This is a genomic window from Amedibacillus sp. YH-ame10 (genome assembly GCF_053848885.1).
This window is the reverse complement of record NZ_JBSPFA010000024.1, coordinates 1-24,641: the sequence shown is the minus strand read 5'-3', so window position 1 is coordinate 24,641 and position 24,641 is coordinate 1. Positions and strand designations below refer to the sequence as shown.

The window sequence follows — 24,641 nt, the reverse complement described above, 5'->3', positions numbered from 1 at the left end:
CTAAAGAAATAATTCTCTATTCTTTTCTACTTCTTTACTAGCTGGTTTATATTGACCAGCTTTTTCATTGTATTCTTTTGCCTTATCTTTATCTCCTAATCTCCACCAACATACACACAACTGCAAACTAGGAATATATCCATAACAATCCCCTCTTACGAATGCTCCACTATGATCATTTCTTTTTGCGGTGAGTGCACATTCATACCAAAAGATAGCTTGTTTATAGTGTTCACGATCAAAGAAATGTTTTCCAATATCACAACACAATTCAGCTCTTGGTGTATCATAAAGAAAACTCTTAAAAAAGCATTCTAAGGCATGCTCTTCTTGCCCCATAAAATATGCACAATATCCCATCATTTGACATGCATCAATGATGTTTTCAATCCAACCTTGTTTCCCCTTTAAAAAGGTTTCAAACATAGCATAGGAGTCTTCATAACGTTGATGATAATATAGTTCTCTTGCATAATAAAATTGTTCTCTTGGACTTAATGCAACACCTTGTGCTATGAGATTTTCAAAGATTCGTATATTACGTTTTGGATCAGCGACATGCACTTTTCGATGGGTAATCGCAATTTCCTCATAACGAATATTTCCTCTTAATGAAATCACTTCATGAATGACACCTTCCCAAACATGTGTTCTATCATTCTTTATCAAACGTTCTCTATAATATGAAAATACCGGAATCCCTTGTTCATCAAATCCAGTATGATACTTCATCATCACAATATCCTCTGTTCCATTCATTGACTGTTTAAGTGCTTGAAATTTACGTATATCTTCATCTAGTATGATATCATCTGCATCCAACCACATACAGTAATCCTTAGTAGCTTTTGAAAAGGAATAGTTTCTAGCTTTAGAGAAATCTTCACACCATGAAAAATCATACACATTATCTGTGTACTCCTTTGCGATTTGTTTTGTAGTATCACTACTTCCCGTATCTACAATAATAATTTCATCTGCGATTTGTTTCGCACAATCCAAGCATCTAGCCAATACATCTTCCTCATTCTTTACAATCATACACACACTAATACTTATCATATGATCACCCCTTGTTATGTACAAAAGGATAGTTTCCACCATCCTTTTATGAATTGATTTGATAGATGATGAGATACGCATTGATTGTTTCATTCTCGTTGCATAGTACAAGTGGTTCTTCACTATCTGCCACAAGTCGAATGGTATCATTTGTATGAAGTGTCAAAATAATGGTTCCTTGAACAAAGCTTTGTCCAATTGCCAACATTCTTGATTCTTCAATAATCATGGTATTATTCAACTCTAAAGCAATCGCATTTCCACTCTCCATACAATTTGAAATTCTACAACCAAACTGTACTACATACGTACCTTGATGTGCTGCACACAAACTACGATAATCATCTACTACTGTAAATCCGCTTTGGATCTTACTGATATCAAATATCAGGGCCTCGGATGGACAGATGTTTTTATTGGTAAATGCAAATAAGGATGCGGAGGCAAACTGTAAATTCGACGCATCTTTTCCAGCAGGACCGGTATTTCCTTGAGGTCCTTGTGGGCCTTGAAGTCCTGTGGCACCTCTTGTGCCGGTTGCCCCAGTAGCTCCCTTTTCCCCTCTTGGTCCAGTTGCTCCAGTTGCGCCTTGAATTCCTGGCTCTCCTTGTGCTCCTGTAACACCTTGTGGTCCACGTGCTCCTTCGATTCCTTCTCTACCTTGTTGTCCTTGTAATCCTCTAGGTCCCTGTATTCCTCTTGCCCCTTGTGGTCCCATAGGTCCAGTAGGTCCAATCAACGGTTCACAGTTACACCCACATGAACACCCACACTGTTCACCACATGTAAAATCTTCTTCATCATATACATCGCACTCTTCTAAAGGACGGCAATCAAAATCAAGATTATCAAACTCATTCTCGCATTGATTTTGGAACATAACATTTCCCCTTTCGTTTCAATTCCATGCTCTTGTTTCAATCTATCTTATGCGAGAGTAGGCAAATGTGTTAGTATTTTCGCACATACTTTATGCAAAATGACCTAGACAATGAAATGTACATGCTGCTGTTTCATACCCATGTTTTAAAATACAATCAAAATCCTTCACAGGAACTCTTTCCAAAGATGTCTTATAATCTTTAACAAAGTTAACCTGTTCATCACTCAACGCAGATTGTACAATTCGTTTACTTTCTTCATCGGATAATTTACTACGTTTTACTATATCCACAACCCGTGTTCCTATATCTAAATACACTCCATTGTGTTGTTCTCTAAACATATCTTTGATACTTGTACTACGTAATGTATTCACTTGGTTCATATTAATATCTAGCAATCGTTTTAAATTGCTTATAGAAAAGCTCATTGTACGTGTTTTATGAGAAATACCAGTAGATGCATTACTTACAATCAAATAGTTCACAGGACGTATTAAAGAGTCCTCTCCGCGCATTCTAAACAATGGATCCAGTCCCATATTATCGTAGACTCCTCCATCCCATAAATGCAGTATCTCATCCCTAGGTTTAATAGTAATCGTACCTGTTTTATCGCACCACGTATAATCCTTCGTCTTTAATTTATATGGGCCAATCAGTACAGGAAATCCTGCACTTGCTGCCATTGCATGAGAAATACGAATATGAGGATTCTTCACATGAGCACCATCCGTTTGTCCCATTTTCACACTTGAGATTCGAAAATCTTTTCCTGTTTCAAAGCAAGTGGTATTAATAGTCCACAGTGGATGTGAAGCAATGCTATGCAAACAACCTTGAATATGCCATCGTTTTTCCATCACATTCCCTAATAAATTAACTTTCTTATCCCAATAATAAGGACTTACAATCAAACGAAAAAGTGCTGTCCATTGAATATCTTTTTCCGTGATATACTTTTTTACCTTGGGCAACACTTTCTTCAAAAAGGTCTCATCATCTGGCCATGTATTATCGTTACAACCATAGATGAGTCCCATACATATACTGGCACCTGAAACTGTTGAAATATGAGCAACACTCCCTAATAAGTGTTGCTCTGCCAGATACTTCAACACCCCTAAATGATATACAGCTGCTCGCATTCCCCCACCCGATAAGGCAAGTCCAATCTTCAGTTCATTCTTATTCAATCTATCCCCCTCACCATACTATTCCCTAATAGAAAAATGGTTCATGTAATAAAAATATAGTATACTTATGGTACAAACATTCAAATGATGTATTGATAAGATAAAGAAGGAGATCTCGATCTATGAAAGAAAGCACGCGTTCAACAGAGGAAATTATCAAGGATATCGTATCTCGTGATACTACAAGGGTTTGGGGAGCAAGTTGCGAGATTTGTTCATGGAGTCAAAACCATAATAAAATAATCCAACTCATTCCTTATTATGAGCAAATTATAAGTTCTTCAAGAGGATTGAATTTGGGAGGTGCGTTAGCACCTAATTCACGATTTTTGAAGAAGGCAATTGAAATCATATATTTTCATATGGGAGATAATGGGTGTCCTTGTTGTCTTTTATCGGAAGATTCTAATCCTTTACAGTTGATAGAGGATGGTTATTTCGCTCTTGATGACACTTACTATATTGGCGATAGCTCGTGTGTAGATTCCTATGATATTCATTGTAAAGCTTGTGGTTCTATGTACCAGGTAGCTCCACGTGAATATCATTATATATGGTGGGAATGGACGTTTCTTGGCAAACCATAAACAATAAAATTGAAATATTGTGATAAAATAATGAAAAACACATAATTTTCCACAGTTTAGACATTATAAAACCACAGCTTTCGGGTATAATTTAGACAAGCAAGTGATAATAAGACTTGCTTGGTATGATAATCCCCCAAATAAATCATACTTTTCTCCCTTTCAATTATAAAAATATAATGTAGTTAAAAAATGCACTGATCTCCCTCGGTGCATTTTTTTGTTATCTATTACAAATAGTTTATCTTCAAGTTTCATTGGACATCCAGTGTATTTATTTGCATGATAGCGAGTAAAAACTAATAGAAATCTTTGCACAAGAAGAGCAATTACAAAGTAGTGAAAATATGAACTCTAACTGAAAATTTAAATAACTGAAATAAATCCAACATTCTCGTACATCATCAAATTCCGTTTTCGTTATAGTGTAGTTTTTCATAAACACTAGACTAAATAATATAAATAGTATATTATTTAGAAAAAATGGAGAACAATTATGGATGAAAATTTCATTGAAATCAAATGCATTTATCAAAGAAAAAATATATTATTTTTTTATAAAAACTATTTAAGGTTAGTGCCTATTCCTATATTATCTATCATCGCAGTCCTATATCTTTATTCACCTATCATATATGATAGCCTTACAAATAATTTTTCTGATCGTAATCTTATGATTAGGCATATGTTTACAGTAGTATTTTTTGCATTAAACATTTTATTCTTTGCCAAATGTGTAAGTATACTTAAAAGGATAAATTCACTTCAATTCAAAGATGCTAAAGTATCAATAAATAAAAATGATTTTTGTACATTTGATAATCTTATAATTTCAAAAAATTATATATTCTTCAAATGTAGTGGTAAAGTCAAAGTTGCTGTTATCGATATCCAAGACAAAAATAAACTTGAAGAGTTCCTCAGGGAAAATGATATTGAATATCGAAGATTAGATTCACCTTTTCCATTGAAAAATTATGTAAAGAACAAATACTAAAATAAATCAGACGCAAACATTAGAGTTGAATACCTCGATTTCATAAGTGGAACATCCAACAATGAAATAGAATCCATCACTGTATTGGAAAAAAACATAATTTTCCACATTTTTAACGTTATAAAACCATAGCTTTTGGGTATAATTTAGACAAGCAAGTGATAATAAAACTTGCTTGGTATGATAATCCCCCAAATAAATCATACTTTTCTCCCTTTCAATTATAAATATAATGTAGTAGAAAAACACCGATCTCCCTCGGTGTTTTTTTTACTTTTCTATCTTTACTACTTTATATTCGCAATAAATACGTGTTTCAATTTCTTAGGGTTTATAGTCACATTTAATAAAACGTCTAATGTCTTCGTTTGTAATATTGTAAATAGGATACCTGTTATAATTGCTAACCAGCCATATGAGAGAAGTCCTAACAAGATTACAACAATATTGATTGCCCTCATCATTTTTGCAATTGATATTGTTTCATCTCGATGATGAAAAATAATCGCTAGAACATCAAACCCTACTGTTGTAGATTTGGCTTTAATACATAGCATATACCCACTTCCAACCATGATAGCTGCTATTATCACACACATTGCTTGTGGTAGTTGTATAACAAAATTCATAGCGTGGAAAATATTGAAGAATAACATATAACAAGCACTACTTAAAATTGATTTATAGAAATATTCTTTTCCTAACCACAAGTAACATGCTATTAAAAGAATGATCGTGATACCATTTGTAAAAATAGTAACATCCCATGAAGTTAGATTTTGAAGAACCATGGAGAAACTTGTAATTCCTCCATTGATAATTTCATGTGGTACAGTAATAAAAGCATAAGCAGTTGTAATCAATAGATTTCCTGCAATAATCATTAGTATTTCTTTGCAGGAACTTTTGTTTACCAATTAAAGTCCGCTCTTTTCTAAGTAATCTATAATATAGGATTTTGGTTCATCTGGTACCATAACAGATGTAACTTCAACACCACGTTCTATTAATGTATGGAATGCTTCTGCTTCTTCTTTTGTGACACTTACAGAACGTTTTATTTGTGTTGTATTTTCTCTTTTTGACATATTCCCTACATTGATAGAAGTAATATCAAGACCTAAATCCATCATCTTAATCGCATCCAAAGGAGATGTGATGATTAGAAGAACTCTTTGTCCTGCATATTTATTAGCTTTAATATTATTTGCTGCTGTTTCTAATGATATCAAAGAAGTACGCATACCAGAAGGAGCTACCATACGAAGAGCGCTCTTTGTAATTTCATCTTCTGCTACTGCATCATTTGCGACCATAATACGATTTACACGTAATGCATTACTCCAAAATGCCGCGACTTGTCCATGAATCATACGTGCATCAATACGCACATGTATAATACCTTCCATTTTATCCTCCTTATCCTAGAATTCCTAGGAAACTACATCCAATCGCAATCGCAATTAAAATAAGTACTGCCTTTGTTGTATTCATACTCTTCTTACCTAAAATCCAGTAAATCACACACACAATCAATACTGGTAATAAGGATGGCATTACTTTATCTAAAATACTTTGTATTTCTAAACTAACGCTACCACTTTTAAATACATAAGGAACGTTGGCTTTGATAACACTTGGAATTAACGCACCAATTACTGTTAATCCTAAAATGTTTGCACATTCTGTAATCTTTTTAAGTTGTGAACCCATGGTTGTAACTAGTTTTACCCCTTGTTTATATCCAACATGCATAAATTGGAAGGAGATTACTATCTTCACAATATTGGCAATGATCCATAACCAAATACCTACAGAGCTTCCTTCCATAGCCATATATGCTGCAATAGCGCCAAAAATAGTTTTGATAATAGCTTGGAAGAGGGTATCACTTACACCAGCAAGAGGACCCATTAAACCAGTTTTAATCGCTGTTACAACTTCTTCTCCATCTTGCTTCTTTTCTTCTTCAATTCCTATGGTAGCTCCCATAATAAGAGTAGCTGTATAAAATCCACAGTTAAAGAATTGCATATGGTTTTTTACTGCTTTTTGTAAACCGTCTTCATCATCTTTATAGATTTTTTTCAATGCAGGAATCATAGAATATGCATATCCTAATCCTTGCATTTTTTCATAGTTCCATGCATCTTGTCCATGCATCCACCAACGAACAAAGCTTTTATTAATATCCTTCTTCGTAATCACTTGTACATTATTCATCTTCGTCAAAACCTCCTGCTGTTGTTTGAGCCTGCATTGTTGTATTCGTAGAATTTCCTAATTGTTTATAACGAATTAATGCAAGAGCAAGACCAATCAGTGCAACACCTAACATTGGTATCTGTAAATAACTTGCTAGTACAAATCCTATGATGATATAACCATAGAAGTTTGAAATAGGTAGATAGCGTAACAACACTGCAATACCTAATGCAGGAAGTACTCCACCAGCAACTCCTAATCCATCCATTAACCATTGTGGTGCGATGTTAATTAAATTCTGTACTAAATCTGAACCAAAGTACAAGGCAATGAAGATTGGAATAAAACGAGATAATCCCCAAGAAAACATCCCAGCAAGATTACATAGTTCTACACCTTTATATTGTCTTTTTTCACAATAATGTTCAGCACGATGTTCAAAGAATGAATTTGCAAAACGAGCTACGATATCCAATTGCATTAATAGTAATCCAATAGGTACAGCAAGAGCTAGTGCAAATTCTGTTCCTTTTCCTCCTGCTATAGCAAACGCTGTAGAGATGATAGCAGCCGTCATATAATCTGGAATACTTGCTCCTCCATATGTACCTACTCCTAAAATCATTAATTGTAAAGTTCCACCAACAGCTAAACCTATTTTTGCATCCCCCATGATAATCCCAGCAATGAAACCAGCAACTACTGGTTCAAAAATCCCAATTTTCGTATTATTATCATCATAGATTCCAAAAAAGCCTAATAGTGATAATAATAGTACTTGCCATAACTGTATATCCACTTTATTTCCTCCTCTTTATTCATTGTCTTCATCCAATGAAATATTCATTTTGATAAAAGATGGTCTTCCTGCATCCAATATACTTTCTGCTACTTCTTTTATGGATTGTGTTCTTCTTATGTATGCTTCCAATAGCAAATGTAAATTCATTCCACAAATAACTTCCCCATCACACGCATGCTGTGATAAAACCTGTGCTGCTATTCTGGATGGCGTCCCATTCATCATATCTGCTAACACAAGCACTTCGTGGTCTTTCCATACATTTAGGATTTGATTCTCTACCTGCTCCTGCAAATACTCTACAGAAGAATTTTCATTTAGACATATATAGGATACATCTTCTTGAGTTCCTAAGATCATAGGCATTGAATCATAAAACCCTTTTGCGATCGTTCCATGTGATACAAGTAAAATTTTGTACATATCTGCTCACCACCTTCCACAACTATAGGAGCAATTCTTGTGCCAATACAGTGTCAAATCATTCTTTCATTAAGACCATATATAAAATCGTTACAATTTCTGCTTTTGGAATTACGATATTAAATTTTGATTCTATATCCTTAAAAGTTGATGATATTAAGCTTATTTCATGATTGTGTTCCGCTAACCATTCGTCACTTTGATAAATTTCTTCATCACAATTTTTTAATAATGCGCGTTCAATTAAAACAGCAACATGTAAAAACAACATCATTCTTGTATCAGTGTCAAATTTTTTCTTTAGTGCAAACTCAGTGTCAAATATCATTTTTTCTACATCATCGATTAAAATTGTTGGATTCAAAAATACGAGTCGATTGATTAAGTTTTCTAAAGAGAAGGCTTTGATTATTTTTTGTTGAATATGGTAAATATCTCCACCACCTTGATTTCCAATTACTTTACGCATAAAACAATCAATATCATCTTCTTTTTCATTGTCCATTAAATGGTTGATATTGATACTATCCACACCTGCAATCTTAATATCTGAAGTACCTACAAGACACTGTACATCATATTCTTTGAATACAGAACATGCATTTCCTTCTTTTAAGATACGCATATAATCATACGTTAGTAGCTCTACGTTATCTTGGATAAAATCTTGCATAATTGCTTTAATCTTTTCTGCTGTGCCCATTCCTGAAATACAAACACAAACGACTGCTTTCTTTCTTTTTCTTGGTGGTATATAGCGATATTTCATTTTTATATTCTCGCATAATCGCGGAAGCATATCACTGATATGCACACCTTGACGCAACTGGTTTCCTACTTCCAATGCCAAGGAAGTACTTACTTGATCCAGAATGCCGATTTCTTGACTATCATCTAAGTTCATATATTTATCTACTTCTAGTAAAGAGCCCATATCCACTAGAATTAAAGTGGGATAGTTTTTATTGATTCGATCTAAATATTTTTTTATCAGCGTTGAAAACAATTCAGTAGAAGTATACAATGGCATATCAAAAGCTTCGAAGATAAATTCTTCAAGTAGTTCATTTGCTGCGGAGGCAATTGAGGAAGCGGTCGCATTCCCATGTGCCATAATGAGCGCATTGCATTTAATAGCTTTGCTGTTTCGCATTGTGATAATAAAATAGAGAATGATATAAAATCTTACATGTAAGGCAAGCTCAATACTTAATATAGATTCAAGTTGATAAATCATGCGTTCCGCTAGGGAGTACATTTTAAAATTATAATCTTCAAGAATAGAGAGTACTTTGATAAACGCTGAGTCTTCTATAGGTTGACTTTGATTTTGATAAATCTCAATCACATATGTAAAAATCTGATTCGTATTCATTGCCAAATGAATACCATTATCCTTTTCAAAACTCTCTATAGCATAAGTAATCAATTGTCGATTAACATTGGCCTCTTGAATATGATGATGCTCTACAATATGATAAAGTTCTTTTTGTATCGCGCCTATGTTTTCAAATTCTTTTTTATCTGTTTGATAATTTCTTTCAAACTCATCCAAAAGATTACGTATAGCGTTTGTATCACTACATAATACATCGTTTTCTAATGTTATATTTTCATCAATCCACAAATCCTCTTTTACGTATTCTTTCATTTCTACTTTATGAAGTTTGCTATCGGTAGGTAGGGATGATAAATCTACAAAAATTTTATGGTCATTGTGATTCTTATGATACGCTGATGCACAACTATATTTGATCATATTTTGTAAGGAGCCTACATTCCCTTCTGCTTTTAGCGATAATAGTAAATTTAGCGCAGATGAACTTATTTCTAAAGGTTTTTGGAATACCCTACTCTCTTGATAAAAGAATCGTTGTATCAATTCCATCTTTTCTTTTACGGGTCTTTCTTGGAGTGGTGGAATATGAATCCACATAGGAATTCTTCTACGCAGTGTATGAATCAATACCTCTTCTGGATTTTCTGTAGTCGCAAAAATTAAACGTACATGTGCTTTACGAATGATGTCTGTTTCTCCAATGCGACGATATTCATCTTTATCCATTAATTGAAATAGCTTTTCTTGGCTTTCACTATTCAAACGATGCACTTCATCTAAAAATAAGTATCCATGATCTGCTTGTTTGATAAGTCCTTCTTTATCTTGGTCAGCACCTGTGAAAGATCCTTTTGCATACCCGAATAAAATAGCAGATAAAAGCTCAGGATTATTTGCATAATCGGCACAGTTTAATGTAACAAAAGGGGCATTCTTCTTGATTACATCGCACTCAAGTGCATATCGATAAATCAATTCTGCTAAATAGCTTTTTCCAACACCACTTGATCCATTTAATAAAATAGGTAGTCCTTTATCTGGATATTGGACAGCAGAACGACATTGATCAATTTCATGTTTCAAGCTACCATAGGCACCTACAAAGCTTTGAAATATATCCTTCTTAATTTTTACAGAAGTGACTATTTCTTGTTCCTTAAGCACACTGAAAAGAACGGGACGTGTAATTCCTTTAACAACTCTGTTTTCTCTTACCAATTCATTTAAATATTGAGAAACAAGATTTCTCTTCATTCCTAAAATTTCTGCTAATTCTAGTGCAGTGATTCCTTCCCCTCTTTCCCCACATGACTGCATCAGTTTCTGATAAATCATTTCTTTTACTTTCATTTCTTCACCTCAATGATTTGTATCATTTTCTTTCTCTTTCCATCATGATGTTGTTACTTAAATTAAATATACACTATTTATATAGCAATTTCCATGCCATAAAAATTTGACACTGTTTGGCACATTTTTTGCTACATTAAGGATGAGGTGATAAATATGCAACATCAACAATTCGATAAAAACAAAAAATGGTTTAAAGCAAACTTTCATTCACACTCTACACAATCCGATGGATTATTGACCCCTGCGCAATTGGTAGAGTTATACAAAAAAGAAGGATATTCTTTATTAATGCTATCAGAGCACGAGCTATATCAAGATACAAAAGAATTTGACACAGATGATTTTCTTTTATATCCCGGCATTGAAAGAAGCATTCAATTGCCAAATTATGAAACATTTCATATACAAGGAATTGCGAACTCCTTGGTACAAACTGATCGATACCATCATTTAGAACACATTCCAATTCCTAAATTTCATTCGTTGCAAGATGTACAACAAATGATCGATGAATTGAAAGATCATGGAAACTTCGTAATGATCAATCATCCATATTGGTCCTTTAATACGTGTGAACATCTATTAGCATTAGAAAACTATGATTTCTTAGAACTTTATAATCATAATTGCCATGTTGAAACAGATCTAGGAAATAATGAAATATTCTATGATGAACTATTAAGATATAAACCTATTGGTGCACTAGCGTGTGATGATAACCATAACTCTCATCGCTACGAGGAAGGAATCCATATGTGGGATAGCTTTGGTGGTTTTACAATGATTCAAGCAAGTGCACTAACAAGAGACTCTATCAGTGAAGCATTACAAAGTGGAACGTATTATGCTTCCACTGGACCTGAAATTTATCAATTTGAAATACGCGATCAACAAGTACATGTAACATGTAGTGAAGTAAAAGAAATTATATTCAAAGCTTGGCCAAGAAGAGGTTATAGCATACAAAGTAGAAATAACCTCCTAACAGAAGGAACGTATACATTACGTGGACAAGAACAATGGATACGCGTCAAATGTATAGATGAGGATGGAAACAGCGCATGGTCTAATCCCATTTACATAAAAGAATAAAAAAAGAAGTAGGTGAACTCATGAAGCTAGAAACTCGAACAAATTTAACTTATAAACAAACGCAAACATTTACTCAAAAACAACAATACGCACTTCATATCCTTTCTATGAATAACCAACAACTGCAAAGTGAAATAAGGAAAGCGATAGAAGAAAATCCTCTCCTTGAAATTGAAGAGGATAGTTATTGTTCATCTTCTAGTGAAGATATTTATGAAAAAGCTTGTGCTATATGTTACCAAGAAAAAAGTTTATTTGATTTGTTGGAAGAACAATTGCGTTATTATGAGGATGAGATACCATACAAACTAGGTCTTTATCTAATTGATTCCTTGGATTGTAACGGATACTTGCATATCGACAATGAAGAAGTTTTCACTTTGTTTTCTATAACTGAAGATATTTTAGAAGATGTGATTGAACGTATGCAAACATTTGAACCATATGGAGTCTTCTCTAGAAATCTTCAAGAGTGTTTACTTATTCAACTTAGCATGCAAAATCCACTTCCTAAAGTAGCTATAGAGATTGTAAATCAACACCTAGATGATCTAGCAAAAGGAAAATGGAATTCTATCTGTGAACATCTTTCTCTGCAAAAAGACGTACTACAAGATGCTGTTTCCTTGATTCGCAACCTAAATCCAAAACCTACTGCATCCTACTTCAATAATACAGAATATCTTACACCAGAGGCAAAGATTTCTATTGAACACAATACAATAAAAGTTACCTTTTTAGAGAATAATTTCTCCCCTCGTATAACGAGTCTGTCAAAATCCTATGAAGAAGCACCCTATTTCAAAGATTATTATAAATCTGCCAATCTTTTGATTTCTTCTATTGAAAAGCGTACATCTACATTACATTCTGTTATTTCATGTATTTGCTCCTTTCAAAATGACTATTTTCTCAAAGATGCTTTGATGAAACCATGTAACCTAAAGGATATCGCAAAAGAATTAAATGTTCATGAATCCACAATATCACGTGCAATTTCAAATAAGTCAATTGAATTCCAAAATCGATATATTTCATTGAAGCAATTTTTCCCAGCTAAATTGGAAAATGGTCAAAGTAACACATCCATTATTTCACGTATAGCAGAACTTATAAAACAGGAGTCTCCCTGCAATCCTTATAGTGATCAAAAACTTACAGAACTCCTCCAACAAGAAGGTATAAAGTCCTCGAGAAGAGCAATTACAAAATACCGTGAAATATTGAAAATACCTACATCGAAACTTAGAAAACAAATATAAAGGCGCTTTTTACATGGCGCTTTTTATTTACCTCATGGAAATTCTTTAGGATAGTCCTATATAGCATTAAAAAAAGCCCGTCATGATAGACAGGCATAATATATTAGATATCCATGTATTTCTGTGCTGCAGTTACGATTGCCATTTTGTAAACTTCTTCTGCATTACATCCACGTGACAAGTCATTGATTGGAGAGTTCAACCCTTGTAGGATTGGTCCAATTGCTTCATAATCACCTAAACGAGATGCGATTTTATAACCGATGTTTCCTGAATCGATATTAGGGAAGATAAAGGTATTGATCTTACCAGCGCATTTTGAATCTGGTGCTTTCAATTTCGCAACTTCTGGTGATACACAGCAGTCAAACTGAATTTCACCTTCAACTTCAAAATCTAAAGGCATACGTTTCAAACGAGTTGCAGCTTCTTTTACTTTAGAAACACTTTCCCCTTTTGCTGAACCAAGAGTTGAGTAAGATAATAAGCCTACTTTAGGTTCGATACCAAACTGACGGATAGTGTGTGCTGTTTGTAGTGTGATTTCTACTAAGTCATCAACCGTAGGGTCAATATTGATAGAACAGTCTCCCATAACTAATTGTTCTGCTCCCTCTTTCATAAGAATGAAGCAACTAGAAACGATAGAATTTCCAGGTTTTGTTTTTACCAACTGTAACGCAGGACGAATAGTATCAGCAGTAGAGTATGTTGCTCCACCTAATAATCCATCTGCACAACCAAGTTTTACATACATTGTACCAAAGAAGTTTCTGTGTAGACATGCTTCTCTAGCAGCTTCTTCGTCTAATTTACCTTTACGAAGTTCGACTACTTTTGTAATCATCATTTGCATATTTTTGTATTCGATTGGATCCAATGTCTCAAGACCTTCAATATCCCAACCATTTGCAGATGCAGCTCCCTGAATTTCTGCTCTATTTCCTAGTAGTACTGGAACTAGAATATTTTCTTTATGTAGACGAATTGCAGCTTCCAGGATACGTGGGTCAGAACCTTCTGTAAATACGATTCTTGTACCTTTTCCCTTAATTTTTTCGATTAATGTATTAATCATTGATAAATCCTCACTTTCCTTACCATTATTTATTATACACCGACCATTTGCATATAAAAAGGCTTTTTTCACAAATGAAAAATTTCACAAGATAAAATGTATAAAAAACTTGTATTTTTATACAATACCCTCTATAATTCTCTCATAAGCAGAGTAGGACCAGAGGCGTTAAGTACCACCTGAACGGGGAGTTGTCAGGCGGGCGAAAAGTTTATCTTGCGATTTCTGGTTCGCATCCCGCTGTTGCATATAAAGAGCAATCTCTTTTTCTATATGCAATATGGAAAAGGAGGTATTTTTTTATGAACTTTGCGAGTTTAGTTTCAAAGGCTTCACAAGACATGAAGGATAGTGCGAAAGAAATCAAAAAGGTTTCATCCATTTGTGGGTGTGCGATGTTCACCGCCATCGACATTATTCTAAAAGCAGTACGTATTGATTTTAGTGCATTTTTAAGTATTGGTTTTTCAAGTTTAGCAGTGGCGGTGTCCGCATTATATTATGGACCTATTTTAACAGGTTTAGCCGGAGTCATTGCGGATACTTTAGGATATCTTATACATCCTAATGGACCATACTTTCCAGGTTTCGCAATAAGTGCATTTATTACAGGACTTATTTATGGATGTTTTTTCTATAAACAAGAAGAGATTTCATGGAAACGTGTCATCTTAGCACGACTAAGCATCACCATCGTTATCAACCTTATCCTAACTCCATTATGGTTGAATATGATGTATGGTACTTTATTATTTGCAGTACCTAGAATCATCAAAAATATTGTGATGTTTCCTCTAGATGCATGGCTCTTATACATTGTGTTAAAGACAGCCAAACGAATACAACCCAAAAAACGTTAGAAATTATAACGTTTTTTTTGGTTGTATTCGCAACTCTTTCTTCATATCTTACTTACTCCTTTGTAGTAAAGTAAGGCTATAAAAGAAAAGAGGACATAGAAATGAGAGAATCTTTAACCGATCTAAATATTGAAAGAGGAAAAGTGCTCTATAAGAAGTGTCATTTATATTTATTATTAAGCTGTATCGCAATGATCTTTATCTTTAAAGTTTTGTTAATGTATTGTCTTTCTAATTTAGGTGGTATCTCATTCTTTGATTTTGAAGAAGCTATCAGTAGCCTATTCCCATATATTCTTGGTTTCGTTCCTGTAGCAATTGCGTACAAGTTGTCCAATAAAGCTTTTAAAACATCTTTGTTGCTTCGTATAGTATCCTATCTATATTCTTACCTATATATCTATTTTACGTTCAAAGGTTGTGAATGGATGTTTTATCCACTCACATCCCAACAATGCTATATCAATCTATTACAGATTACAATAGGCACTGTTTATCCTGCATATCTTATTATTTGTGGTATATAATTATGGAGACTATGTACGAATCAAGATATTAAGTCTTTTATAGAAGCAAGTAAGTAAACCGATGTGTATTGGTGCATTAAGACAACAAAAAGGCCCTTAAAGGGCCAATACGTATCACTACTTAATACTATTTTATTTTGCTTCTACTGTTTTTGCAGTTTCAACTCTTTCTTCTTTCGTTTGCATTTTACTTAATCCAGCACGTAACATAACTGTTGATGTATATACAGTAACTGCAACTACAATCCATTTCAATACATCAAGAGGCATTGATTTGATAACCAAGGATGCTATTAATGTAGCAATAGAACCAAAGATACACATGGATAAAGCAGATTTACGATTGTATGCATTTTCCTTAATAAATTTAACGGATGCAGGTGGCATTAAAAATGCACAAGAACCCATCATGATTGGAAATGCTACATCTGGAGACATTCCTAATAAGAAGATTAATACCATACAAGGGTTATATAATCCAACACCAGCTGTCATCAATGCTCCTAATATAAAGTTTACAGAAACAGCAATAACTAATTTAACACCAGATAAACCAATGGAATTTCCACCTACTGGGAACCATCCCATCAAAGATGAGAACATGATAAATGCAGTACAAGCAAGTGCAAATCCCATAACTAAACGAATTCTTTTTTCTGACATTCTAGAAACGATGCCCGCACCAAGTACGGCACCCGCCATTGCGGATATAAGCATAGCAACTAAGGTAATAGCTTCTACCTTAACAACAGTTGTAAAGATAATTGCTTGTAATAATACAGGAATACAGTTTGCAACATTCATCGTTCCTGGAATAAGTTTATCTCTTGTTTGCTTTGTAAATTTTAATAATGCAGTTTGAGGGGCAAAAGCACCGATACCTAGTGGATCAAAGAAGTTTACCAATGCTCCAATGGCACCCGTCTTAACCCAAGAAGTGTCTTTTTCAAACTCGTGTTTATGTTTGTAAATATCGATTGCAAAGTAAATTGTGTAACTAATTAACAAAACCCATAATACGGTAAGTATGATTGTAGTCGCATCCATTTTAATTATTTCTCCCTATTCTTATTCTGACATCATTTTTGATTTGTCAGCGCATGCTTTCATTGCTTGCATGATAGAAGAACGAAACCCAGTCTCCTCTAGCTTAGCAACTGCCGCTATTGTTGTTCCTCCTGGTGAACAAACCATATCTTTTAGTTCTCCAGGGTGTTTTCCTGTTTCCATTACCATTTTTGCAGAGCCATACACTGCTTGTGCAGCGAAAGCATATGCTTGTGGTCTAGGCATTCCTTCCACAACAGCAGCATCTGCCATAGCTTCAATTAGCATGTAAATATATGCAGGTGATGATCCACTTACCGCTGTCACGGCATCCATTAATTTTTCAGGTACAATTTCACTTTTACCAAAACTATTAAAGATGGCAACGATTTCTGCAGTTTCTTCTTTTGTAACATTGCTTGATGGTGAAATTGCAGCCATTCCCTCTCCTACTAATGCAGGAGTGTTTGGCATTGTTTTCACGATTTTTACATCTCTATCAAATAATTTTTGAACTGTAGCACTTGATTGTCCAGCCGCAATCACAACAATGATTACATTTTCTTTTACTACGTTTTTAATCTCATTGATAACGATTGGATACAAGAATGGTTTAACAGAAAGAACGATGATATCACATTCTTTTGCTAACTCCACATTGTCTGTCGTTACATTGACACCATAGGATGCCTTCATACTCTCTAAACTTTGTTCATTGATATCTGATACATAAATATTATTTTTAGAAACAATGTCTGCCTTGATAATACCGCCAATCATTGCTCCTCCCATATTCCCACTACCAATAAATCCAATTTTCTTATTCATCATAAGTTCCTTTCTAACTAATTAAAGCTTTGTTCTGTACGGTTGATAATTTCATCTTGTAATTCTTTGCTTAGGTTACGGAAATGATCAGAATATCCTGCAACACGTACAATTAAATCACGATATTCCGCTGGATTTTGTTGCGCTTTGATCAATGTATCACGATCAATGACATTGAATTGAATATGGTGTCCATCCAAGTTGAAGTATGAACGTACGAGATTTGCCATATTTGTTAAACCATCTTCACCAGCAACAACAGCAGGTGTAAATTTTTGATTTAATAGCGTTCCACCAGTTGATAAATGATCCATTTTACTTGCAGAGCGAATTACAGAAGTTGGTCCATGTGTGTCTGCTGCTTTTTCAGGAGAAATCCCTTCACTAACTGGTTTATGAGCTTTACGTCCATTTGGTGAAGCTAACATAACCTCTCCAAAATATACATGGCAAGTAGTAGGTAACATATTGATTCTCCATTCCCCATCACGCATGTTTGGACGTCCTGTAATGCTATCTTTATAGTACGTAAACACATCATTCATAATTGCATCTGCATAGTCATCATCATTTCCATATTTCGGAGTTTTACGTGAAACTAAACTATAAATACGTGCATACTCTTCACCTTCAAAATCATGCTCGATTGCTTTCATCATATCACTCATTGTAAATGTTTTTTGTTCAAACACATTGTATTTGATAGCTGCTAATGAATCTGTAATTGTACCAATACCTACACCTTGAAGATAGTTAGTATTATAACGTGCACCACCAGCATTGTAGTCTTTTCCAGCACTGATACAATCATCTGTAATTATAGATAAGAATGGAGCTGGCATATATTTTGCATAAATGCGAGTAATCATATTGCTACCAGTTACTTTGATATCCGCAAAATGAGTAATTTGTTTCTTATACGCATCAAATAATTCATCATAACTCTTAAAGTCTTCTGCATTTCCTAGTTTTAATCCAAGTTGTTTGTTCGCAACAGGATCAAACCCATTGTGTAATGTGATTTCTAAAATTTTTGGAAGATTGAAATATCCTTGAAGAATATATGCTTCACGTCCAAATGCACCAGTTTCAACACAACCAGAAGTACCTCCACGACGTGCATCTTCAATTGTTTTTCCAGCATTCAATAATTCTTGGATGATTGCTTCTGTATTATAGAATGCAGGTTGTCCCCAACCTTTACGACTGATTTCACAAGCACGTTTCAAAAATTTCATTGGTGTTTTCTTTGAAATTTGAACATTACTAGATGGTTGTAAAAGTTTCATTTCATCCATAACATCTAAGATTAAATAGGAAACATCATTTACTCCATCTTCTCCAGTTGCCGTAATACCACCAGTATTGATATTCGCAAAGTCTGTATACGTAGAAGACTCTTTTAAAGTAATTCCTACTTTAGGTGGAGCTGGTTGATTATTAAATTTCACCCAAAGACATTCTAATAGTTCTTTTGCCTTTGTATTATCTAAGATACCTTCTTCGATATCATGTAAATAGAATGGATTTAAATGTTGATCTAAACGTCCTGGTGTATATGCATCCCAAGGGTTTAATTCCGTTGTAACTCCCAAATGTACAAACCAATACATCTGAATTGCTTGCCAATACGTTTCTGGTTTATGTGCAGGAACAACATCACAGTTTGCAGCGATTTGTAATAGTTCTTCTTTACGAGTCGCATCACTTTCTTTTTCTGCCATTTCTCTTGCTAATGCAGCATAACGCTCACCTAGTACCATGATAGCATCACACATAATACTCATACCATTTAATTCATCGCGTTTTTCCATCGCTTGTGGATCATTTAAGAAATCTAATTTTTCTAATGCTACTTTGATATCATGTTGATAATCCAAGAATCCTTTTGCATATATTTTTTCAGATCCTACTGTATGACCAGGACCACGTTGTTCCATAAATTCTGTAAAAATACCTGCTTCATAACAATCTTTCCACTCTTGCGACATGGCGTTAATTACTTTGTTACGAATAGAACGCTTTTCCCAATAAGGGATGATAATCTCTTCTTGATCTTTCATGTCCTGTTCGCTTACTTTAAAGCAAATCAATTCACGACTATCCATAACTTTCATGTCTTCTAATGTATGACAGCATAGTTCTGGAAATGTTGGTGTTGATTGGGGACCAGCACCTTTATCACCAACAATCAATTCTCCATCTTCTATCGTAATTGTTTTACGAGAGAAGATTTCTTTCATTGTTAATGCACGTAGTTCTGGGATTGATACTTCACCTTCATATTTCTTATAGGCATCTGTCATAAGCAGTGCACGTTCCATAAATACATGTGGTGTTGTTTCTTCACTTTGTTTTCTTAACTTTTTGATACGATCATTCATTCCTCTGAGTTCCATTTGTTTATCCTCCTATTTTTACCTGTTTAAACCCTTGTTCCTCAAACATTGATTTTAATTTTTCCATATTCTCATTGCTTGGTACGCATAAATCTTTTGCTGGATACACACGTCCTAACTTATCGTATTTACTACTTCCCGTATTATGGTATGGTAATAAATTCACTTTTACGGCTCCCACTTTATCTTTTAAATATTGGATGATATCCTTCATTGTTGTTTCATCATTATTGACTGGTTCAACAACTGGAATTCTAATATTTATACAAGCTTTGTTCTTGGCTAAAAATTCTAGGTTCTCTAATATTACATCATTTGATTTACCCATGTACTTTTTATGTGTTTCATCATCCAATGTTTTAACATCATACAGCCATGTATCCACATAGGGTAATAATCTTTCATAATTATCTTTTGGTGCATAGCCACATGTATCCACTGCTACATTAAATCCTTTATCCTTTAACTGTTTACACAACTCTTCAAGGTACTCAATGTTTTGTGACATTACCTCACCACCAGATAATGTTACACCTCCACCACTTTCTTCATAAAAAGCAGCATCTCTTCTAACAATATCTATAAGTTCCTTGATGCTATACGTACGACCAACGATTTCTCGATTGTTATGCATACAATAATCTAAACAATCGGAACATAAAACGCATTTTGAAGCATCGGTATGTGCAGTTCCATCTGTTTCTACTTTGATTGCATCATGGGTACAAGCCTTGCTACAATAGCCACATCCCGTACATTTTTCACGATTGAACATCAGTTCTGGCATATATTTTTGACTTTCTGGATTATGGCACCACCAACAATTTAAATGACAACCCTTAAAAAATATGGTTGTACGAATACCATCACCATCGTGAACAGAGAATTTCTGGATATTTATAATGATTGGTTCTTTCATGCATTTTCTCCTGTTTTCGCAAATAGGTTCGGTGTATTAATGGTAATAAACTTCACCAATTTGTTCGTTTGATTACACCAGTTATGCGCTCTTGTGGATTTGTAATGCGCACTGTCACCTGGATATAAATCTATAATTTCATCTTCGATTTGTAGAGTTAATATTCCTTCTAACACATATACAAACTCTTCACCTTCATGTGGATAGGTTAAAGATTCTTCGATTTCTTTTTGAGGAAGTATTTCAACCAGCTTTGGAAGCATTTCAGCACAATCAGCCATATTTGTCATTGCATATTCAATGATAGAACTTCCTTCGATTCGAAGAATTTCTCGTTCATAGCTTCGAAGCACTGCCTTCTTTTTTATCTTTGGTTGTTCCATGAAGATGGACATCTCAACGTGTAATGCTTTCGCAATCTTCTTTAAAGTATCATGTGCAACAGAAGTTAAACCTCTTTCTAGTTGAGAAAGATATCCGATGGATAATCCAGTTTCTTGACTGACATCCTTTAACGTCATATTGTTATTGCTACGTGTTTCTTTAATTAATTCGCCTACGTTTTGATTCATTCTATCGCCCCTTTTTCAAGTAAATTATATATTTCACAAGTGAAACTGTCTAGCACTTTTACTATAATTTTAACAATTTTTAGTTAAATATAGGGCATATTAGTATACTTTTTAACTAAAATATGATATTGAGCAGTAAATTTTTAAGTAAACCATGACTTTTTATAGTAAAATCCTGTAAAATTGGAAAGCGCTTTCACAAGTGGTGCAATATTTGTCACACTATATTTCAAAGGAAATTGCAAAATGCCTTAATATATCATGTTTTTTCAAGCAATCACAATTGTTAAACTTATCCAAATTATCACAAGCATACTTTGTAAAATAGAGAATATTTAAAATATTCTTAAAATTACTAAAATTCTGTTTTGATTTAAACATAAAAAATGTGCATATATTCCTATCTTGTACAAAACGCACAATTGAAATACGCACATCTTTTATAATAACGAAACAAGTGTATTTGCATTTATACAACAAATACTCATTTAATAAATAGCTTTCGAACATCACTGATACAGAAAAGGAACCCGTTATAATAATTGGGCGTTGTAAGGCAATTGCTTGTTGATGTGCATCTTCCACCGTATAGATTAAGTGAATGACATCACTTTCCGTTATCACATATATACCCAAAGCTCTTTCATTATGGAATATTCATTTATGAATTCCATATTAGCAAATGTAATATTGAACAAAGTGCTTTATTGAGCAGATGTTGTTCAAAAAACGTCAGTCTTATTAATTATTACTGATTCTCTCTATCGTCGTCTGAAGGTACCACATTAAAATCCCTACATAAGGGGTCTTATCATTTGTTTCTTGTCGGAAGGCTTTCAATATACTCTCACAATATGGCAATATGTCATCATCTGTTACTGTTCCAATATCTGCGATTAAGCTATCAAGAGCAGACTTACGCTCAGCAATCAGTGGAGATGTAGAGCAATTTAAGTTTAAGGTATCTATTAAATCGGATTTTACATCTGGATCGGTTGCATCTATCGCACCAGTCATTTCATAAAATATGGTTGATAATGTTTCTGATCTACATGGATTTATCTTTTTAAACTCTTTATTTTCTTTATGTGCATCACAAGTTAAATTAATAAGCTTTCTAGTTCCATGTGGTGCACTATTTCCATGGCATGTTGCCACAAAATTGTTATAATCTAAACCTTGTCCCATATCAAGTCCACTGGATAAGTTACGAGCATTAATGTGTTCAATAATAATAGGTGTAATATTAGGATCAACATCATTACGTGGAATTTTACACATACAATAAGCACATAATCCTCCTTGCTCATCTATAAGACTTCTGCGTACGTCTTTTTTTAATGGATTTCGCAACCTTTTATATGCGGCATCTGGTGAACAGTTTTCATCTATGCATTTTTGTCTCAACTGTGCTAACGCTATAGGTTCCGCATTTTTCTGTATGGGAATCATACTTGACCGCCTCTAATGCGCTCTAGTTTTAGCTTCACTCTACAAGCGGCTACTTCCTGATCATGGCCACCTCTTATCTTATAGATTTCATTAAGTGTTTCATCTGCGGCGTCAAAGGCATTTTCTGAAAGTTGTTTATAAAAATCTTCGAAAAGTTTTGTCACTTCTAAAGGACGTTCTGATACTCCCATGATTTCATTCAAGACAGATTTCACATCTTTCCCATACACCTGATTATCAAGATACGCTATTTCTAAATCTTTTAATAGGATTAAATTATCACTTTTAATAGAGTTTATAACAGCAGGGGCATGCGTAGTAAGAATAAATTGAACTTTTGGAAAAATTGTTGTTAAATCCGTAATTATACGCTGTTGCCATGCAGGATGCAAGTGAAGATCTACTTCGTCAATCAAAACAACACCATCTGTTTCTTTTAACACATCTTCTAAAAGCCATGGATTTAAAACAGCCATTCTGTACGCAATATCTGCGATCAAACTAATCGTGCCTTTATATCCATCACTTAATTGATTTATCGCAATCTTAACGACTTCATTCGCATGATCACAATAAGATATCTCGATTTCCGTTGTTTCTGGATTAAATTCAACAGACACATCATCAAATCCTGTTATTGATGAAAAGCATTGCTCCATAGCCCCTCGCACAGCAACAAACTCAGGGCTATGTGCGTTCTTTGAATCATCATTCCATGCCATTTTTTTAAACCAATTCATCATTAGTTTTATATTAGCAGTTCCATCTAAACAATCGATATAACCATTAGCTCTATTGTTTTTTTTAAACGTGTCTACCTTTTTTTTGCGATGAAAATCCCACATACGTCCTGTTCCATAATAAGCAACAACAGGTAGAACTAGAGATGTATCACCACGCATGATTCTCTCTCGGTATAGTTTTGATATCACAATCATATTTTTGGCATCGATTATTGTTGTTTTTCCATTTTCCCCATTGAGTGAACGAGTCCATGTAACCACATCGTCACTTATTGATCCACTAGCAGTTATATCAATTGGATATTGTGGTTGTACATCGATACCACTCCCCATATTAAAATATTTATTATGTGCATCGGTCTTCTTAATCCCAGGATTTGCAATACTATCCATGGAATAAAGAAGCGTACCTATAGCAACTACTGCAGCTTCTAAAATCGATGTTTTGCCTGCACCATTCATACCAACGATGACATTTAAATTATCGTCAAATTCAATCATTCTATCTTCAAAACATCTGAAATTATGTAGCTCGAGTTTTTTTAATTTCATAATATCCTCCATTATTTAATCAACACATCGCTGAATACTTCATAATTATTCTTTGCACCATTAACAAAAATCATACTTATCAAATAATTGCCTAAGTGTTAATTTTCTTCTTAATACATGTAAATCTCTGTATCTTTTTCTGTATCTTTATTAGCTGTTTTGTCAACGCTATAAACCCTTCAATTTCATTATAAATTTATAATTTCTAATATCCATAATTTTTTGTTTCTTATGTCTATAAAAAAGTACCTCATTGACTATTCAAACAGTTTATAACAACAAATATATTATATCAAATATATACGACAAATCAAACACAATCATTCAACATCTTACAATTCCTCTCATTCGAAAATGATAATGTCTCAATGTATCAATATTGAAAATGTCCCAATGTAATTTAATAAAAGTATATAATATCTCCTTAAGGGAGGTCATTATGAGAAAGGTTGAATTAAGAATGAA

Annotated in this window: 24 protein-coding genes and 1 riboswitch; of the genes, 6 read left to right on the top strand and 18 right to left on the bottom strand. The window is 33.9% G+C overall.

Annotation, left to right across the window (positions count from 1 at the left end; all coding sequences use genetic code 11):
• The 3 genes from ACWG42_RS10860 to ACWG42_RS10850 form a co-directional block, all read right to left on the bottom strand.
• Positions 1-1,062, bottom strand: coding sequence for a tetratricopeptide repeat-containing glycosyltransferase family 2 protein (locus ACWG42_RS10860; RefSeq protein ID WP_455792281.1), 1,062 nt, complete (start codon positions 1,060-1,062; stop codon positions 1-3).
• A gap of 46 nt (positions 1,063-1,108) precedes the next feature.
• Positions 1,109-1,942 (bottom strand): collagen-like protein, encoded by an 834-nt coding sequence (locus ACWG42_RS10855; RefSeq protein WP_455792280.1) that lies wholly within the window; start codon positions 1,940-1,942, stop codon positions 1,109-1,111.
• Between the two features lie 90 nt (positions 1,943-2,032).
• Positions 2,033-3,139 carry a patatin-like phospholipase family protein gene (locus ACWG42_RS10850; RefSeq protein WP_455792279.1) on the bottom strand — a complete coding sequence of 369 codons (1,107 nt, stop codon included), beginning with the start codon at positions 3,137-3,139 and terminating at the stop codon, positions 2,033-2,035.
• A 122-nt stretch (positions 3,140-3,261) separates the two neighbouring features.
• On the opposite strand from ACWG42_RS10850, the gene ACWG42_RS10845 reads away from it, so the two are divergent.
• A complete protein-coding gene (locus ACWG42_RS10845; protein ID WP_455792277.1) occupies positions 3,262-3,726 on the top strand; it encodes a hypothetical protein in 465 nt (154 codons plus the stop codon).
• 496 nt (positions 3,727-4,222) lie between these two features.
• Entirely contained in the window at positions 4,223-4,723 is a 501-nt protein-coding gene (locus ACWG42_RS10840; RefSeq protein WP_455792276.1) for a hypothetical protein, read from the top strand.
• A 287-nt stretch (positions 4,724-5,010) separates the two neighbouring features.
• On the opposite strand, the gene ACWG42_RS10835 is transcribed toward ACWG42_RS10840, so the two are convergent.
• The 6 genes from ACWG42_RS10835 to ACWG42_RS10810 are packed head-to-tail and all read right to left on the bottom strand — an operon-like array spanning position 5,011 to position 10,842.
• Complete coding sequence (locus ACWG42_RS10835) at positions 5,011-5,607, bottom strand: YitT family protein (protein ID WP_455792274.1); 597 nt, start codon at positions 5,605-5,607, stop codon at positions 5,011-5,013.
• A gap of 33 nt (positions 5,608-5,640) precedes the next feature.
• Complete coding sequence (locus ACWG42_RS10830; RefSeq protein ID WP_455792272.1) at positions 5,641-6,132, bottom strand: PTS system mannose/fructose/N-acetylgalactosamine-transporter subunit IIB; 492 nt, start codon at positions 6,130-6,132, stop codon at positions 5,641-5,643.
• A gap of 10 nt (positions 6,133-6,142) precedes the next feature.
• Positions 6,143-6,946 carry a PTS system mannose/fructose/sorbose family transporter subunit IID gene (locus tag ACWG42_RS10825; protein WP_455792271.1) on the bottom strand — a complete coding sequence of 268 codons (804 nt, stop codon included), beginning with the start codon at positions 6,944-6,946 and terminating at the stop codon, positions 6,143-6,145.
• Entirely contained in the window at positions 6,939-7,727 is a 789-nt protein-coding gene (locus tag ACWG42_RS10820) for a PTS mannose/fructose/sorbose/N-acetylgalactosamine transporter subunit IIC (RefSeq protein ID WP_455792269.1), read from the bottom strand. Before ACWG42_RS10820 ends, ACWG42_RS10825 begins: the two co-directional genes overlap by 8 nt.
• A gap of 15 nt (positions 7,728-7,742) precedes the next feature.
• Positions 7,743-8,153, bottom strand: a complete 411-nt coding sequence (locus ACWG42_RS10815) for a PTS sugar transporter subunit IIA (protein ID WP_455792267.1) — start codon at positions 8,151-8,153, stop codon at positions 7,743-7,745.
• A 58-nt stretch (positions 8,154-8,211) separates the two neighbouring features.
• Positions 8,212-10,842: a sigma 54-interacting transcriptional regulator gene (locus ACWG42_RS10810; RefSeq protein WP_455792265.1), complete on the bottom strand. Its 2,631-nt coding sequence runs from the start codon at positions 10,840-10,842 to the stop codon at positions 8,212-8,214.
• A gap of 156 nt (positions 10,843-10,998) precedes the next feature.
• Here ACWG42_RS10810 and ACWG42_RS10805 point away from each other — a divergent pair, with 156 nt between their 5' ends.
• Complete coding sequence (locus tag ACWG42_RS10805; protein ID WP_455792263.1) at positions 10,999-11,937, top strand: hypothetical protein; 939 nt, start codon at positions 10,999-11,001, stop codon at positions 11,935-11,937.
• 20 nt (positions 11,938-11,957) lie between these two features.
• Complete coding sequence (gene rpoN / locus ACWG42_RS10800) at positions 11,958-13,199, top strand: RNA polymerase factor sigma-54 (protein ID WP_455792262.1); 1,242 nt, start codon at positions 11,958-11,960, stop codon at positions 13,197-13,199.
• A 103-nt stretch (positions 13,200-13,302) separates the two neighbouring features.
• Here the strand turns inward: rpoN and pta are convergent, their stop codons facing one another.
• Positions 13,303-14,277 (bottom strand): phosphate acetyltransferase, encoded by a 975-nt coding sequence (pta, locus tag ACWG42_RS10795; protein ID WP_455792260.1) that lies wholly within the window; start codon positions 14,275-14,277, stop codon positions 13,303-13,305.
• Positions 14,278-14,424: 147 nt separating this feature from the next.
• Positions 14,425-14,522, top strand: a riboswitch (THF riboswitch).
• Between the two features lie 57 nt (positions 14,523-14,579).
• Here pta and ACWG42_RS10790 point away from each other — a divergent pair.
• Both ACWG42_RS10790 and ACWG42_RS10785 read left to right on the top strand, forming a co-directional pair.
• Positions 14,580-15,137 carry a folate family ECF transporter S component gene (locus ACWG42_RS10790; protein WP_455792259.1) on the top strand — a complete coding sequence of 186 codons (558 nt, stop codon included), beginning with the start codon at positions 14,580-14,582 and terminating at the stop codon, positions 15,135-15,137.
• A gap of 101 nt (positions 15,138-15,238) precedes the next feature.
• Complete coding sequence (locus ACWG42_RS10785) at positions 15,239-15,664, top strand: hypothetical protein (RefSeq protein WP_455792257.1); 426 nt, start codon at positions 15,239-15,241, stop codon at positions 15,662-15,664.
• A gap of 132 nt (positions 15,665-15,796) precedes the next feature.
• On the opposite strand, the gene ACWG42_RS10780 is transcribed toward ACWG42_RS10785, so the two are convergent.
• From ACWG42_RS10780 to ACWG42_RS10745, 8 genes are all read right to left on the bottom strand, one after another.
• Entirely contained in the window at positions 15,797-16,711 is a 915-nt protein-coding gene (locus ACWG42_RS10780) for a sulfite exporter TauE/SafE family protein (protein ID WP_455792255.1), read from the bottom strand.
• 21 nt (positions 16,712-16,732) lie between these two features.
• Entirely contained in the window at positions 16,733-17,542 is an 810-nt protein-coding gene (gene proC, locus ACWG42_RS10775) for a pyrroline-5-carboxylate reductase (protein WP_455792253.1), read from the bottom strand.
• Positions 17,543-17,556: 14 nt separating this feature from the next.
• Positions 17,557-19,938 (bottom strand): trans-4-hydroxy-L-proline dehydratase, encoded by a 2,382-nt coding sequence (gene hypD, locus ACWG42_RS10770; RefSeq protein ID WP_455792251.1) that lies wholly within the window; start codon positions 19,936-19,938, stop codon positions 17,557-17,559.
• Positions 19,939-19,942: 4 nt separating this feature from the next.
• On the bottom strand, positions 19,943-20,857 hold the full coding sequence (locus ACWG42_RS10765; RefSeq protein WP_455792249.1) for a trans-4-hydroxy-L-proline dehydratase activase: 915 nt from the start codon (positions 20,855-20,857) through the stop codon (positions 19,943-19,945).
• Complete coding sequence (locus tag ACWG42_RS10760) at positions 20,854-21,429, bottom strand: helix-turn-helix domain-containing protein (RefSeq protein ID WP_455792247.1); 576 nt, start codon at positions 21,427-21,429, stop codon at positions 20,854-20,856. The genes ACWG42_RS10765 and ACWG42_RS10760 overlap by 4 nt, the downstream gene beginning before the upstream one ends.
• Before the next feature lie 222 nt (positions 21,430-21,651).
• Positions 21,652-22,053: a hypothetical protein gene (locus ACWG42_RS10755; RefSeq protein WP_455792245.1), complete on the bottom strand. Its 402-nt coding sequence runs from the start codon at positions 22,051-22,053 to the stop codon at positions 21,652-21,654.
• Positions 22,054-22,170: 117 nt separating this feature from the next.
• Positions 22,171-22,881: a retron system putative HNH endonuclease gene (locus tag ACWG42_RS10750; protein ID WP_455792244.1), complete on the bottom strand. Its 711-nt coding sequence runs from the start codon at positions 22,879-22,881 to the stop codon at positions 22,171-22,173.
• Positions 22,878-24,176 carry an AAA family ATPase gene (locus tag ACWG42_RS10745; protein WP_455792243.1) on the bottom strand — a complete coding sequence of 433 codons (1,299 nt, stop codon included), beginning with the start codon at positions 24,174-24,176 and terminating at the stop codon, positions 22,878-22,880. The genes ACWG42_RS10750 and ACWG42_RS10745 overlap by 4 nt, the downstream gene beginning before the upstream one ends.
• Between the last annotated feature and the right edge of the window lie 465 nt (positions 24,177-24,641).